Below are 16057 nucleotides of genomic sequence, written 5' to 3'. Positions count from 1 at the left end.
ATAAGGGACGAGCTTTTAAAATACCTTAAAAGCTCGTCTCACTACTTCTATTCTATAATATTTATAATATCAAATATTAGCTTACATGCTTCTCCCCTAGTCAAGTAATCATTTGGTCTAAATATCCCATTTGCACCATTCATTATTCCTTTGACTTGGACATTTTTTATAGCATCCAATGCTTCATCAGAGATATTGCTAATATCTGTATATTCCAATTGAAAATCTAAATTTTCATCATAGCCTAAGGCTCTACTAATAATAATTGCAGCCTCTTCTCTTGTAATATATTCATCAGGTTTAAACTCATTTGTCTCATCACATCCTGACATTATATCTGCCTCTGTAACTGCTATTACATGCTGAGCTGCCCATTCCTCTATTTCACTAGCATCTACATATTTTAATTCATTATCTATAGGCTCAAGCTGTAGTGCCCTTGATAGCATAACACACATTTCTTCTCTAGTTATTTGATCATCCGGATTGAAGTTCTTACCATCCCCACTAACTATATTCATCTCATGAAGCTTTATAATATAATCCTTTGACCATGTGCGAGATATGTCAACAAAAGGATATATGCTACCAGTTTTAGATATCCAATTTCCTACAAGCCAACCTTCTTTTTTTATATCATTAACTCTTACCTTATACCAAAAATAACCGTTATTTAGTATCGGTCCTTCTAATACTTGTAGCTCAGTTAGGTTGTTTATCTCTACCACATCCGAACCATTAGGAGTATCTTTTAAAGCCGAATACTGTCTCCCGTCAAGCTTTACAATATCTCCCTCACTATAGAATAAAATATCTCCATAGTGATGTTCCTTTGGGGTATCGTATTTGGTGCTTTTGTTTGGAAGTCCTTGTTTAGGAAGCAGACTTTTATCTATTGTAGTTATTTTTTGTCCGTACTCCTTTTCAGCTATGGAATACACTAAGTCTTGAAATGTCTGTTTTTTAAGTCCAGTGTTTGGATTATTTGATTTACTCCAGCCATTATACGCCCATATGGCAAAATACCAGTTTTCTAATACATTTGGGTTCATATCTCCGATTTGAGGGAGTTTCTCTACTGCTGTACTCCATTTACCAAGAAGTAAATCTGCTCCTGCTTCTATGTTATAATCAATATCATATTTTAACTTCTCATTATCATACAAGCCATAACTGTTTTTTATTTGCATAAGCCCTATAGTGCCACCTTTACTAATAAAAGGTGAACCGTCATCATTGAATTGCTTAAATATACTCTCAACTCTAGCTATTGATTTTAGTATAACTGAAGGTATTCCTCTTTTTCTAGCTACCTCTTCAACCTTCTTTTCTAACTCTGCCCTAGATGGATTCTTATTAACAATACTAGCATTTACTCCTGTGTAGGAAGCTAAAAGCAGCACTAACATACACAGACCAGAAGCTAAAGTCTTTTTTAACATATACTCTCACAACTCCCCTATACTAAAAATAAAAAAAGATTTAATAATCTTTACTAAATTTTAATATCCACATTATATACTAAAATTAATTTTTTGTAAAATGTAACCATTTACTTTGTCTTTTTGTTAATCTCCAGAAAAGATAAGACTCTAACATTCTTTAACCAATCTGTTAGAGTCTTATCTTTTTATCCTATTTAACAAGGTTTGTTTTTAGCAAGCCTTAAATGTCTGATTACGAAACTAATATCCTCCTTGGTTAAATTTGAACTGCAGGGTAAGTTCAAAAGACCTTTTTCATAGATAAAAGCTTTTTCTATCTTATAGCTTAGGGCACCTAAATATGGCCTTTGCTTATGTATTAGTCCCCAAAGGGGTCTAGTCTGAATTCCACATTTATTTAATCTCACTAGCAGTTCATCTCTATCCATGCCATATTTTTTCTCATCTATTACAATTGAATAAAACCAGTGATTTGCTCTTGTATCTTCTCTAAATGGCAGAAGTCCTAGTCCTTCTATATTTTTTATTCCTTCTCTATACAAATTGTAATTATTGATTTTTGCTTGAATAAAATCTTCTATTCTATCTATTTGCTCTACTCCAAAGGCTGCTTGTATGTTAGTCATGCGGTAGTTATAACCTATATCATCGTGAATATAGTATAATGGATCTGTCTTAGCTTGAAGACTTAGAAAAGCCATATCTTCTAATAATTCATCATGGTTGGATACAATCATCCCTCCACCACCTGTGGTTATAATCTTGTTGGCATTGAAGGAATATACTCCTATATCACCAATAGTCCCACAATGTTTCCCGGCATATTTTCCCTTTAGATAATATGAGCCTAGTGCCTCTGTAGCATCTTCAACAAGCCTAAGCTTATATTTTTCCTTAATCTTCATTAGCTTTTCCATGTTTGCTGGATTCCCAAATACATGAACTACAACTATGGCTTTTACTTGCTTTCTGGTCTTTTTATTTATCACTTTTCCATCTATATAATGACACTGGTCTTCTAAAAATTCTTCAAGCTTGCTTGCATCTATATTCAAACTGTCATCACAATCTATAAATATAGGCTCTGCATTCATGTATTTAACTGGATTTACTGCTGCTATAAAAGTAACTGTAGGCACTATTACCTCATCACAATGACCAATACCTAGCACTCTTAGTGCAAGATGTAGGCCTGCTGTTCCACTCTGACAGGACACTGCCCTCTTTACGCCAACATAGTCTGCAATCTTTTTCTCGAATTCTTTTATAAATCTTCCACCAGTTGACACCCAGCCAGTTTCTATGGTTTCCTTTATATTTTCCAATATTTTTGATGACAAGTTTGGAACTGCCAACGGTATTGTTCTAGTGCCTTCCATAACCTACCTCCTTACTAATGAGAAATTCTACAGCTAAAGCTTAAATCTCCTTAAATATTCACCTACATATTAAAATATATTATCTTCTTCTATAAAGTATCCTCTAAATTGGTAAAATAAAAAAAGCTTCTATGTAAAAAAAATTATAGTTAAACCAAAAAAGATTCTTCGCTTAATCCCAGAAAAACGGCCTTCACAAGCACCTTATTCTGAAATCATAAGTCCGAAGAATCTCCTTAATTGCTTATGCTCTAACTATAGCATCATATATTATACAATAGTTCCCTTTCCTAAATCTGATCTTTTTCTTTTTCTACTGTTTTAATTAAATAATTTAAAAATTCTTTTCTTAAATCCTCACGTCTCAATGCATATTCAACAGTTGCCTCTAAAAATCCTTGTTTATCTCCTACATCATATCTTCTTCCCTCAAAGTTATATGCATACATGGCCTCTCTTTCAGCTAATACCTTTAATGCATCTGTTAATTGAATCTCGCCACCTTTTCCAGGTTTAGTATGCTCTAATATCTCAAATATGGCAGGATTTATGATATATCTTCCAAGTATGGCAATATTAGATGGAGCTTGCTCTATGTCTGGCTTCTCTACTAATCCTTTGACCTTATAAACTCTATCCTCAATAAATTTACCCTCTACAATGCCATATTTATTTACATCTTCTCTAGCTACTTCCTGTACTCCAAGTATAGTTGTCTTGTATTCATCATGAACCTCTATCATTTGCTTTAAACAAGGCTTATCTGCATAGACAATATCATCACCTAATAGTACCGCAAAGGGCTCATTTCCTATAAAGCTCTTGGCACAATATATAGCATGTCCTAAGCCCTTTGGCTCCTTTTGCCTTATATAGTGAATATTTACCATATCAGAAATTTCCCTAATCTCTTCTAATAACTCAGTTTTTCCCTTCTTTTCTAGCTCAAGCTCAAGCTCTACTGATTTATCAAAATGGTCTTCAATACTTTTTTTATTTCTACCTGTTATGATTAATATTTCTTCAATTCCAGATTCTACTGCCTCTTCGATAATATATTGGAGAGTTGGCTTATCTACAATTGGAAGCATTTCCTTTGGTTGTGCTTTTGTTGCAGGTAAAAACCTAGTTCCTAGTCCTGCTGCTGGTATGATGGCTTTACGAACTATCACGTCACATCTTCTCCTTTCAAAACACCTACTTTGCGTAATCAATACTTTGTAGTTATTTTATCAAATAACTATTACATACTCAATAAACATACCTTACCTTGCTACCCTCAACACTTGGCTCTATTTCTATTCTTGAGTTTATTCTCTCCTGGAGCTCCTTTACATGTGATATTATCCCTACTAGTCTGCCTGAGCTCTGTAGCTCTAGTAAGCAATTTATTGCATCGTCTAGAGACACTGGATCTAAGGAGCCAAAGCCTTCATCTATGAACATAGTATCTAGCTTGATTCCTCCTGCATAGGACTGAACCACATCTGCAAGACCTAATGCTAAGGAAAGTGATGCTTTGAAGCTTTCTCCTCCTGAAATATTCTTAATAGGTCTGTATTGGCCAGAATTGCCGTCTAGTACATTAATATCTAATCCTCTAAAAGCATTTCCTTTGCCTTCATCTTTGATTCTGTCCATTTGGAACCTATTCTTTGTCATTTTTCTAAATCTAATATTAGCAGCATCTATTATCTCTTCAAAATATGCAGCTAAAACATAGGTTTCAAAAGTTACCTTGTAGTTATTCCTTCCATTTGCAGTGCTTGCCAGTTCACCAACAAGGGAATATTCCTTTTCTTTTTCTGAGACTTTTTCTTTTATAGAAATTATATTGGTGAATATGCTTTCATTCTGTTGAAGCCTTGAAAAGACAGCTGCCTTTTTGTCATTTGTAGATTTCTTTTCCTTTTCTTTTAATGTCAGTTTACTTTCTAACTCTGATATATCTACTTCTTCCATGTCCCTTGTTTCTATTAATATTTGTGTATACCTATCAGTTACTGACTTTAATTTTTCATTATATTCTTTTATTTGATTATCTATATTTACAATCTCTTCCTCTGTCAGCCTTGCACTTCTGTACTCTTCCTCTCCTTCAAAGCCTTGTTTAAGGATTTGATCCTTAAATTTATTTTCTAACGCCTTACATTCAGCCTTAATCTCTAATAAGGCTTTTTCACGCTCTTGCTTAGTGTTAATTAGTGCTGTATGTCCATCTCTACATTTTTGTTGTTTATCCTGAGCTTCTTTCAAGGCATCTTCTAAGGATTTTATTTGAGCAGTCAGTTCATCTATTTTCTTGTTCAATCTCTCTTCTGTTCTAATTTCCTCTGGAAGCTCTTTCTCTAGTTCTTTTACTAAATTACTTTCGCTTTCTACTTTTACAAGTAAATTAGTGTGTAATGTATTTAATTCTTCTTTTGTTTTCTCAGTGTTTTCTTTTTTATTCTCTAAATCTTTAAGGCTTGAATCTATTTTTTTCTCTTCTTCAATATCTTTCTTTAATTTAGCCATCTGAGCTATTACTTGATTTATTTCAGTTTTGATTTCCTGTCCTTTTTCTGTTACAAACTTTACTGTCTCTCTTTCATTAAGTGTAACTATATCTTCATTTAAGTCCTCGCTGATTTCCTTTTTCTTTTCAATAATAAGCTCTTTTTTCACATTGCCCTGTCCTAATAAGGTAGTTACAGCTTCATTACTAGCTTTAAGCTTTTCATCTAGCTCATTTAATCTTTGCTCCACTGTCTTTAAGTCATCTTCTGTTGGTACACCCTCTACAGTTTTTGCTGGACTAGGATGATGGATAGAACCACATACTGGACAAGGCTTTTCATTTTCTAGTTCCCTAGCTAATTTCCCTGCATATCCTTCAATAAATCTTCTTCTAGTATCTTCTACTTTTTTCTTTAAAACAGTATAATCCTTTTCTAAAGAAGTATGATTATTCTTTGCATCCCTATACTTCTTTCTCAAGTCTTCAAGCTCATTAATCAATGGAATTATGCTTTCTAGCTTTTTATATAACTCTTCCCTTTTCTTCAAGTCTATTTCTAACCTATTGTAGTCTTTTTCACAGTCCTTTAAGCCTTCCTTCTTATCTTTCAAAATAACTATTGTCTTCTTAATCTCATCAAGATTTCTAGATACTTCCTCTAAGTCCTTGTTAGTTTTTATAAGTGATTTAGCCAACTCTTCCTTTTCTTTCTTCTTTGCTTCGTAGCCCTTCACTTTTTCTATAAATGAAGTATATAGGGTTAAATCACACTTTAACTTTTCTTTTTCTTCATTTCTATTCATCTGTTTAGTTAGGTCATCCTCAGCTAACTTTAATTCCTTCTGTGCTTTATCTAATTCCTTTTTCAAGTTCTCTAGCTCATTTTTCTTTACAATTACTTTGCCTAGACTATCCTTGTAGTTGTCTTCAATAATTGAAATAGACAAAGCCTTTCTTCCCTTTTCCAAATCTCCCTTTAGCTTATCTATATCTCCTTGCTTACTTTCTAATTGAAGTTTTTCTCTTTCTATTTCCTTCTTCTTCTGTAGCTTATCATTTACATGCATTCCTTCTGTAATTCTCTGCTGAAGCTTTTTAGATTCTTCTTCTAGCTTATTTATTACATTGTCTAGTTCTCTAATTTCTTTTTTATCTACTTCTAATTGGTTACTTAACTCTAGCTTTATTTCCTCAGTATTTAGAATATCTTTATTTAAAAGATTTTTTAGGTTTTCATTACTTCCAGTATTAATATTTTTAATATTAGTCTTTAATCCCTCTTCTAGTTTAAGAATCTCTTCACGTAAGCCCTTTGCCATTTTGTCTAGATTATCTTGGAGTTTTCTATATTCATTTGTACCAAAAATTCTTCTCAGTATCTCTTCTCTCTCTTTACTTTTAGCAGTTATTAGCTGCCTAAACTCTCCTTGAGGTATCATGATGATTTGCCTAAACTGGTCATATTCTAATCCAACTATTTCTATTATTTTACTGTTTACCTCAGATACACTGGTAAGCACCTTATCATCACCAATTATCTTTAGCTCCACTGCTGCTGCCTGTTCCGTATAGCCCTCTCCTCTAACCTTTTTTCTAAGCTGCGCAGGACTTCTTTTTATGTAATAACTCTTTCCCTTTAGTTCAAATTCTAGTTCAACGTATGTTAGTATATCATCATCTGCAATATCGTTTCTAATATAGCTTTGGTCCTTGTCAGAGCTACTTACTTGACCATATAAAGCATAGCAAATCCCGTCAAATATAGTGGTCTTTCCTGCTCCTGTAGGTCCAGTTATTAAGAATATACTTTTATCATAGAATTTTGTGAAGTCTATAGTCTCAATTTTTGCATAGGAACCAAAGGCAGACATTGTTAACTTAATAGGCTTCATCTTATTCACCCCTTCCTGCTTTATTCATTTCATCTATGAGCTTCTCTATAATCCTTGATTTTTCAGAAGTAAATTCACTTCCTGTCATGCTTTCATAGAAAGTTTTAAATAGGTCTAGTTTAGTTTTATGCCTAAATCCCTCACCAGCTGAAGTTCTAGAATCTTTATCTCTATTAATAGTAGTTTCTCTTTCCATTGATAGAATATTAGGATAGACTGCTCTTAATTTGCCTATAGGGTCTATTAACTCCCCTTCATCAGTTAAAACTGCATGAATATAATCCTCTGTATTAGTTCCCCTATAGGTACCTGGAGCTAGTAGTTCATCTAAGTCGCCCCTGATTATTCTCAAGTCTCTTAAAGGTCTAAGCTCCTTAAATCTAATATTTGCGTTTCCACAACTATCTATATCTATTAATTTAATTCCTTTAGTATGTTTTTCTTCTGAAAATGAGTACTTTAAAGGTGAGCCTGAGTATCTTATCCTTTCATCGCCTGCTCTTTGCTGTCTATGTAAATGTCCTAGTGCAGTATAGTTAAACTGTTTGAAATGCTCATAGCTTATATAATCTGTTCCACCTACATATAGTATTCTTTCGGATTCACAGGTTTGAGGTTCTTCAATGCCCGTTATAAAGCCGTGAGTTATAGCTATATTCCTCTGTTCTAAATTCATATCATAATTAATGCCCTTCATAATTGACTTCATAGCGTCATTATAGGTTCTAATATCCCTATCTCCATATAGGTCTCGTACGTATGCTGGATCTGCATAGGGTATTACATAAAAATTAACTGGTCCGTATTCATCCTCTAGTACTATTTTATCTACTGTAGATTTTAATCTTCCTTCTATAAATAACCTATTATTTTTTAATATTCCACTGGCGAAGCTTATTCTGTCTCCATTGTCATGATTTCCTGCTATGGCTATTATGGGAATATTTAATTCTAGCAATATCTTGTTAAAGGTCTTGTCCAACAATTCGACAGCCTCTACTGGTGGTATGGACCTATCATATATATCTCCAGCTACAACTAATACATCCGGTCTCTCTTCCTTAGCTATTTCTATTATTTTTTTCAATATGTACTCCTGATCTTCTATTAAGCTTGTACTATTAAGCTGCTTACCTATATGCCAATCTGCAGTATGAAGTATTCGCATTATATCTCTCCTTTATAATCACATTATACAGCTTTATTTCATTTTAACATATAGGTATACTTTGGGACCATTGAAAAAGTCTAAGCAACTGGCAAGGTTATCTTATTGGCAGATGACTATTAGCGAAAGTCTTACTTGTATTTGACAGCAGAGATGACTAAAGGGATAAGAACATTGATTTACTGCGATTTAAACCCATGCTTCTTTCCTAGTTCTCTAGTTAGCAGAATATTTTCTATAGATATTCCCGAAGCCCCTATACTTGTATGTTCATAATGCTTTTCTAGAGCTAGCATCATAGTCTCAGCCATGCAGGCAAATCCATGCCCTTCCTCTAATCCAATATTGATACCTAATGAAGGCTTGCCAGGTAATTCTATGACTCCACCTTCTATGACTAGTACATCTGGTCTAAGAAATTCTACATCCTCACTTACATTTCTAGGCCTTGACATGTCACATACTATAGCTCCGTGCTTTAAATGCTCTGGTCTGATTATTCTTGCCAATGAGCTTGTAGCACTTATAATAATATCTGCCAATAATAGGTCTCTATCAATATCTAGGGTAACAATTATAGGAGACTCACTCTTATCTAATTTTTTAGCAAATTCTACAAATACTTCTACTGGCTCACTCCATTTAGGAGGATTATGCTTTTTAATTTTCTCCATTATGCTATTCTCTTTTTCTAGTTTTTGAAAGTACTCCATAGTAGATAAGTGCTTATATATCTTTCCTGCTATCCTGTACATTCTTTTTATACTTGATTCTCCATTAGCCGGATTACCTACTAATATCAATTTAGACACTTTTTCAGATATAAGTAAGGATGCCCCATAACCAATAGAGCCTGTAGCACCTACTATTGCACCAACTGAATCCTTTGCTTCTTTATCTAAATCTTCTAGAGCCTTCATTACCGTATCTATAGCTGAAACTATTGTGTAGCTATTGCCTGTAGTTATGGGAACACCTTCATCCTTAACATATAGCCCTCCACCCGAGACTACAGATGTATACGCGCCTAAGCCTACAATTTTTGCTCCTCTGTCCTTGGCTAGTCTTATTGCCCTTCTAACCTCATCTAAAATTTGTCCTTTTGGAAGGATAGACATTTCCTCAGCTGTTCTAGGTACTACAATGAATTCTCCATATGCCTTCTCTCCATTTTTAGATGTTATTCTAGTTTCTGATATTACAAAAGGCTCTATCAAATTTCCCCAAATTTCAGAAAGTCGCTTTAGTTCATCTTCATTTAATTGTGAAAGCGAGTTATCAAAATCAACATAGTTTTTTAATTCCAGTGGATGAATTAAAAATCCAAACCTTCCCTCCTCTTCCATTGGAGGATCTACTTTATAGGATATAGTATTGTAGTTAGCTTGGTACTCTCCATCTATAGTTTTATCAATCAAAAAAGATAAAAGCTTAGCTGTATTCCCCTTATCTAATATAGCAAGCATATTTTCAATGGATTTTAATGCTCTCCTTATGTCTTCTTCCCTAATATTTAGACTTGGCTCTATTCGTATTACCTTGTTACCATTCAGAGTAGGAGCTACTCTTATTTTTTCTACATTTAACAAATAACTAGATATAACTGGTGTTATTAAATCCTGCTCTGCCATTATTCCTAACAGACTATTCGGGAATGCTTGTCTTTGGATATCAAACTCTATTCCTAGCATTAACCCCCTTCCTCTAATTGATTTTATTATATTTGGATACTTATCTTTTAATTGTATAAGTCCTGATTTTAATAAGTTTCCTTTTTCGTTTACATTATTTAAAATACTAGGGCTATCAGTCAATAATTCTAATACCTTCAAGCCTATTCTACATCCTAGAGTATTATTGGCAAAGGTAGATGAATGATTTAATGCAAACTTTTCATTATATACTTCATCAGTTGATATACAGGCTCCTATAGGAAAAATTCCTCCTCCCAAAGCCTTTGATAAAAGTAGTACATCAGGTACCACCTCCTCATCCTCTATGGCAAACAGCTTACCAGTACGTCCTAATCCTGTTTGAATTTCATCAACTATAAGTTTAACACCATATTTTTCACATATTTCTTTTACAGCCTTCAAATATCCCTTTTTTGCCTCTATTATTCCACCTTCTCCTTGTATAGGCTCCACAATAAAAGCTGCATAGTAGTTGGGTTTATTCTGAAGCTCATGAGTTAACTCTTCTAAATTACCATATGATATATGATTAAAGCCATGAGTTGGTGCTCCAAAGGAGCTGTGATATTTTTTATTACCTGTTGCAGAAAGAGCTGCTAAGGTTTTTCCATGAAAGCTATTTTTAGTAGAAAGAATCCCTAACCTGTTAGTAGCCGAACGACATAACTTAATGGCTGCTTCTACAGTCTCAGCACCACTATTAGTAAATGTCACATATTTAAGCTCTTTTGGAGTCACTTCTATTAGCTTCTTGGCTAACTCACCTGCAAAATTTAAATTTGAAGGCTGAACAAAGCTAGGTTCCATTTTATTATGTACTTCAAAAACTACATCCCATATTTCCTTAGGATTATATCCAAAGGGTAATGCTCCGTAGGCTGCAATTAAGTCTAAATATTCATTGCCCTTATCATCATATAAAAAGCTTCCTTCCCCCTTTATGTATGTCTTGTCCATTTTCAAAGATTCTAACAATTTCCCTAGATATGGGTTCATATATTCTTTAAATAACTTCAAATTAGACACCTCTTTTTTTATATACATATAATTATTATTGGAGTATTTTATCACATTTAAACATAATAGTGTAATGTCATTTTTCAAAGCTTCTAGTAGTTAAAAATAGAATTTGTTAGATTATTCAATTATTATAGAGGAAAATAGATAGTTATGTAGAAATATAATATAGGAAAAAAATCCAAAATAAAGGAGAACCCATTATGATATTAGAAAAGTTGAAGCTAAAAAGTAACCAAAAAGAATATCTAATAGCCATAATGATTCTATTGTTAAACCTGCTATTTCTATGGGTAATAAGACTTTTTGAAGAGTACATATACAAAGTTATTAATGTACCTGAATATCTAGCATCACATGTATTCCTAGAGTTTCTGGGTATATGGATTTTTTTCATGACCTATGCCATCACTTATTATACATTCAATAAGAATAAAAGATTAAGACTACTAGTCTACAGTAGTACATTTTTTATAAGCGGATTCGTAAACTTATTTCATACAATGAGCTACAAAGGTATGCCTAATTTTTTTACCGAAAGCTCTGCTCAAAAAGCTACAATTTTTTGGATTATTAGTAGGTTGATACTGTCATTTGGGTTTTTCATTGCTGGCATTATTCCCATAGATAAAAAGACTAATCTAAAGAGAGGATACTTTCAGGTAGGTAGTATTCTAATTACAATATTAATCTTTTACATAGGTGCATTTAAAACAGATTTTTTTCCTTCTATGTATATTGATGGACATGGATTAACTAAACTAAAGATATTTTTAGAGTATTTTATCGTATTCATTTTAGGTATCACTATTGTTTTTCATATTAAAGACACTATAAAATATAAAGACAAAAGCATAAGAACTTTTTATATAGGCCTATGCTATGCAGTGTTTGCAGATTTTACATTTACACTATATAGAGACGTATATGATACCTATAACCATTTAGGGCATATTTTTAATATAGTATCTGCTTACTTTATACTCAAGTCAATCTTTTCTTATAACCTAGATCATCCTTATAATGAGCTTAGCAAAGCAAAGAAAAGAATCAGCAAATATGCTGATACTCTAGAAAAAATAGTTGAACATAGAACTTCAGAACTACAATCTAATAATAGAAAGATGATGAAGGATTTAGAATATGCTAGAAGAATACAACAGGCACTGCTCCCTCCTAAGTTCATAAATATCTATAATACCAAGTTTATTTCAGAATATATACCTTGTGAGAAGTTAAGTGGTGATTTCTATAATATCTATGCCTTGGACGAAGATAATCTAGCAATGTATATTGCCGATGTTTCAGGTCATGGGGTATCAGCTGCAGTAATGACAGTTTTTGCAGATAAGATAATGAAGCCCGCTGATCTATTTATTTCAAGTGATAAAGTCGTATCACCATCAGAGAAGCTAATGAGCTTTTACAAGGAATTTAATAGAGCTAACTTCCCTGATGAAATGCATATAGTAATCTTTGAAGCTGTATATAATATATGGTCTGGAACTATGTCATATTGTTCAGGTGGTATGAATGTACTTCCAATACTGGTTAGGAAAAATGGAGATATGGAGTTTTTAGATAAAAGTACAGGATTCCCTATATGTAACTTTGAAGACTTCTATAGTCCTAAATACGAAAATGGCTATGTAAAATTAAACAGTGGCGATAGAGTCATTTTCTATACAGATGGGCTCTTAGACCATTTAAAAGATAACTTACTGCTCAAAAAAGAAGCTATCATCAATATAATGAAAGAAAATAAGAATAATGACATAAAAATTCTAAACGAAAAAATACTTTCAGAAATCATAAAAACTACTGAATTAAACTCTGTAATCGAGGATGATATAACTTATTTTATTTTTGAAGCTTAGTAAAGACAAGAAAAGCAGAGCTACCTTTGTCATCCTAAAGGCTATCAAAGAATCTAATATGTATTGACAACATAAGTCTCTTCAACTACGTCCTAGAATGGCAGAAGGTGACAAGTGGAATAACTCTATAGTTCCTCTTGTCACTTTTTTTACAGTTTTTTAATCTTATCTTCCATCCATCCAATAAGATTCCTTAATTCTTCCTTGCTATTCTCTAAGGAACTTCCCCTAACTCCACAATATATCTTAAGCTTAGGTTCAGTTCCAGAAGGTCTTAGGCATATCCAAGTACCGTCCTCTAATATGAACTTAATTACATTTGATTTAGGCAATTCTATATCCTCTATAGCTTTAGACTTATTTATGTAGTTTCTCTTTTGTGTTTGATAATCCTCTACATATAGAACTCTTTTATTTGCAATGGAGTCTAATGTATTGTTTCTAAAATACTCCATAATATACTGTATCTTTTCTAATCCTTCTTTACCTGCTAATGTAATAGACCGTAAATCCTCTAGAAAATAACCATGCTTATGATATAATTCTACCAAAGCATCATACAAGCCCATACCCTTAGAGTAATAATATGCTGCCATCTCGCATATTAGCATAGAAGCCACAACAGCATCCTTATCTCTAGCATAGGTACCAGCCAGATATCCATAGCTTTCTTCATAGCCAAATAAAAATGACTTTTCCTTAGTCTCCTCAAATTCTTTGATTTTCTCACCTATGTATTTAAATCCTGTAAGCACATTTAAGGTATCAATTCCATAGCACTTAGCAATGTTGGCTCCCATTTCAGATGTAACTATAGTCTTTATAATCACACCATTTTGAGGTAATCTATTCTTCTCCTTAAGCCCTTCTAAAATATAATTGACTAATAATGCACCTATTTGATTTCCAGTTAGGACAATATATTGTCCGCTACCATCCTTAACTACAGCCCCTACTCTATCACAGTCAGGGTCAGTTCCTATAATTATCTGTGCATCCCTTTCCTTCGCCAGTTCTATAGCCAACTTAAATGCACTCTTATCCTCTGGATTAGGATATTTCACTGTGGAGAACTCTGAATCTGGCTTCTCCTGTTCAGTCACTACAATAACATTTTTAAATCCAATCTCCTTAAGCACCCTTCTTACAGGCATATTTCCAGTACCATGTAATGGAGTAAATACTATTTTAAAATCATCTGACACACTTCTTACAATACCTTCTCTTAATGACTGGCTTTTAACCTGATTTATATATACATCATCTATTTTTTCATCTAAGTATACTAAAAGCCCTTTGTTCATAGCTGAGTTTTTATCCAAAGCATCTATACAGTCGTAGTCATTTATATCATCTATAGCTTTAGTAATTTCTTTAGCTACTTCAGCAGCTATTTGAGCACCATCCTCCCAATATACCTTATATCCATTGTATTCTTTAGGATTGTGGCTAGCAGTAATGACTATACCAGAGATACAGTTTAAGTACCTTATGGCAAAGGAAAGCTCTGGTGTAGGTCTAAGCTCTTTAAATAAATATGTCCTTATTCCATTTCCACTTAATACCAAGGCGGCCTGCTCAGCAAATTCTCTGGACATTCTTCTAGAGTCATATGCAATAACCACTCCTCTAGTTTTAGCTGCTTCACCCTTTGATTTTATATAATTAGCTAAGCCTTGAGTAGCCTTTTGTACAGTATACTTGTTCATTCTATTAGTACCCGCACCAATAACACCCCTAAGTCCTGCAGTTCCAAATTCAAGCTCTTTATAAAATCTATCTTCTATTTCCTTTTCATTGTCTTTAATTAACTCCAACTCTCTTTTTGTATATTCATCAAAACAAGGCCCATTAAGCCATTTATTATAGTTTGCTAGTGCAATAGGTTCCACATCATCACCCCACTATTATATTATGCTTTAGATAAATACTAGCTTTATACGAAAAAAACACCTATTGGTAAAATTATACCAAAAGGTGCTTTAATTCTCAACAAGTTAAGTTTCAAGATTCAGTTGCAGTCCTAATCTTAAGTTAAGTCTCGGATGCCAGACACCCGAAACTTAACTTATTTATCTATAATTCCAAACATCAATTCTCCCTTACAAGCTACTTCATCATCTACATAGGCTACTGCTTGTGCCTTGCCTATTCCCCTTCTTATGGATATAAGCTCTACTTCCATCCTTAGTGTATCTCCTGGTCTGACTTGCTTTTTAAATCTTACGCTATCTATACCTGCAAATACTGCCAGCTTTCCTTTGTTTTCTTCAAGAGTCATGACTGCTACTGCTCCTACCTGAGCCATCGCTTCTACTATAAGTACTCCTGGCATTAGTGGGTTGTTTGGAAAATGACCTTGGAAAAAAGGCTCATTTATAGTTACGTTTTTTATGCCTACTGCTCTTCTTCCCTCTTCTACTTCTATAATTTTATCTACTAAAAGAAAAGGATATCTATGTGGAATTATGTTTTGAATTTGAATATTATCTAGCATTAGTATACCTCCATTAAGAATTGAAAATTAAGAATTACAAAACTTGATTCTCATTTTGTTTTAAATAGTTAGTAAATAAATAATAAGTGGTGCTGTTAGTATGTTTAGCAATGTGGTAATAAATATACCTTGAGATGCAAGCTTGGAGTCAGCGTTGTATTTAGTAGCGAATATGGCTGTATTTACTGCTGATGGCATACCTGTTAGTGTAACAAGAACTCCTTTAACTATACTTGGTACATTAATTACGGAAAATATCAGCACCATTGATAAAGGTGCTATAAGTAGCCTTATGAAGGCTAGTATGTAAAGCTTTTTATTACCTAATACTTCTGTAATCTTTATATCTGCTAGCATAGCTGTTATCATCATAAGTGGAAGAGTAACATTTAAAATAAGTCCTGATAAGTCTTTTATCATTTGGTTAGTTATTATGTTTTTCTTTTTTATTATGAATCCTATAAAAATTAAAATAAATAAAACCAATGTTTGATTTAGTACTGGTAAGAAAGACATGATAGACTCCTTTTCCTAATATTTATGTCATTAAAATTTATATTATCATACTATTATACCCCATTCAACTGC

At 33.1% G+C, this 16057-nt stretch carries 10 protein-coding genes; 1 reads left to right on the top strand and 9 read right to left on the bottom strand.

The window, feature by feature from the left end:
* Nucleotides 1-47: 47 nt before the first annotated feature.
* The 6 genes from DW1_RS01350 to DW1_RS01325 form a co-directional block, all read right to left on the bottom strand.
* Nucleotides 48-1442: an S-layer homology domain-containing protein gene (locus tag DW1_RS01350; protein WP_074348838.1), complete on the bottom strand. Its 1395-nt coding sequence runs from the start codon at nt 1440-1442 to the stop codon at nt 48-50.
* 197 nt (nt 1443-1639) lie between these two features.
* Nucleotides 1640-2824, bottom strand: a complete 1185-nt coding sequence (locus DW1_RS01345) for a LegC family aminotransferase (protein WP_074348837.1) — start codon at nt 2822-2824, stop codon at nt 1640-1642.
* A gap of 290 nt (nt 2825-3114) precedes the next feature.
* Nucleotides 3115-3996, bottom strand: a complete 882-nt coding sequence (gene galU, locus DW1_RS01340; protein ID WP_074348835.1) for a UTP--glucose-1-phosphate uridylyltransferase GalU — start codon at nt 3994-3996, stop codon at nt 3115-3117.
* A gap of 79 nt (nt 3997-4075) precedes the next feature.
* Complete coding sequence (locus tag DW1_RS01335; protein ID WP_074348833.1) at nt 4076-7216, bottom strand: AAA family ATPase; 3141 nt, start codon at nt 7214-7216, stop codon at nt 4076-4078.
* A gap of 1 nt (nt 7217) precedes the next feature.
* Nucleotides 7218-8384, bottom strand: a complete 1167-nt coding sequence (locus DW1_RS01330) for an exonuclease SbcCD subunit D (RefSeq protein ID WP_074348831.1) — start codon at nt 8382-8384, stop codon at nt 7218-7220.
* A 179-nt stretch (nt 8385-8563) separates the two neighbouring features.
* Nucleotides 8564-11095, bottom strand: coding sequence for an aminotransferase class III-fold pyridoxal phosphate-dependent enzyme (locus DW1_RS01325; protein WP_074348829.1), 2532 nt, complete (start codon nt 11093-11095; stop codon nt 8564-8566).
* A gap of 203 nt (nt 11096-11298) precedes the next feature.
* Between DW1_RS01325 and DW1_RS01320 the strand changes: the two genes are divergently transcribed.
* The gene (locus tag DW1_RS01320) at nt 11299-12972 is read left to right on the top strand and encodes an MASE3 domain-containing protein (RefSeq protein ID WP_074348827.1); all 1674 of its coding nucleotides are present in this window, start codon (nt 11299-11301) and stop codon (nt 12970-12972) included.
* Nucleotides 12973-13121: 149 nt separating this feature from the next.
* On the opposite strand, the gene DW1_RS01315 is transcribed toward DW1_RS01320, so the two are convergent.
* The 3 genes from DW1_RS01315 to DW1_RS01305 all read right to left on the bottom strand — a co-directional run bounded on the left by DW1_RS01315 (nt 13122) and on the right by DW1_RS01305 (nt 15985).
* The gene (locus tag DW1_RS01315) at nt 13122-14855 is read right to left on the bottom strand and encodes a phospho-sugar mutase (protein WP_347499694.1); all 1734 of its coding nucleotides are present in this window, start codon (nt 14853-14855) and stop codon (nt 13122-13124) included.
* A gap of 185 nt (nt 14856-15040) precedes the next feature.
* On the bottom strand, nt 15041-15469 hold the full coding sequence (gene fabZ / locus DW1_RS01310) for a 3-hydroxyacyl-ACP dehydratase FabZ (protein ID WP_074348823.1): 429 nt from the start codon (nt 15467-15469) through the stop codon (nt 15041-15043).
* 60 nt (nt 15470-15529) lie between these two features.
* Complete coding sequence (locus DW1_RS01305; RefSeq protein ID WP_074348822.1) at nt 15530-15985, bottom strand: AEC family transporter; 456 nt, start codon at nt 15983-15985, stop codon at nt 15530-15532.
* Between the last annotated feature and the right edge of the window lie 72 nt (nt 15986-16057).

The sequence above is a fragment of the Proteiniborus sp. DW1 genome (assembly GCF_900095305.1).
GTDB lineage: Bacteria > Bacillota > Clostridia > Tissierellales > Proteiniboraceae > Proteiniborus.
Note: the sequence above shows the minus strand (reverse complement) of the source record. Positions and strands in the feature narration are given on the sequence as shown.

Coding starts and splice junctions, on each gene's coding strand:
- DW1_RS01350 (WP_074348838.1), bottom strand. CDS start 1,442: ATGTTAAAAAAGACTTTAGCTTCTGGTCTGTGTATGTTAGTGCTGCTT.
- DW1_RS01345 (WP_074348837.1), bottom strand. CDS start 2,824: ATGGAAGGCACTAGAACAATACCGTTGGCAGTTCCAAACTTGTCATCA.
- DW1_RS01335 (WP_074348833.1), bottom strand. CDS start 7,216: ATGAAGCCTATTAAGTTAACAATGTCTGCCTTTGGTTCCTATGCAAAA.
- DW1_RS01330 (WP_074348831.1), bottom strand. CDS start 8,384: ATGCGAATACTTCATACTGCAGATTGGCATATAGGTAAGCAGCTTAAT.
- DW1_RS01320 (WP_074348827.1), top strand. CDS start 11,299: ATGATATTAGAAAAGTTGAAGCTAAAAAGTAACCAAAAAGAATATCTA.
- fabZ (WP_074348823.1), bottom strand. CDS start 15,469: ATGCTAGATAATATTCAAATTCAAAACATAATTCCACATAGATATCCT.
- DW1_RS01305 (WP_074348822.1), bottom strand. CDS start 15,985: ATGTCTTTCTTACCAGTACTAAATCAAACATTGGTTTTATTTATTTTA.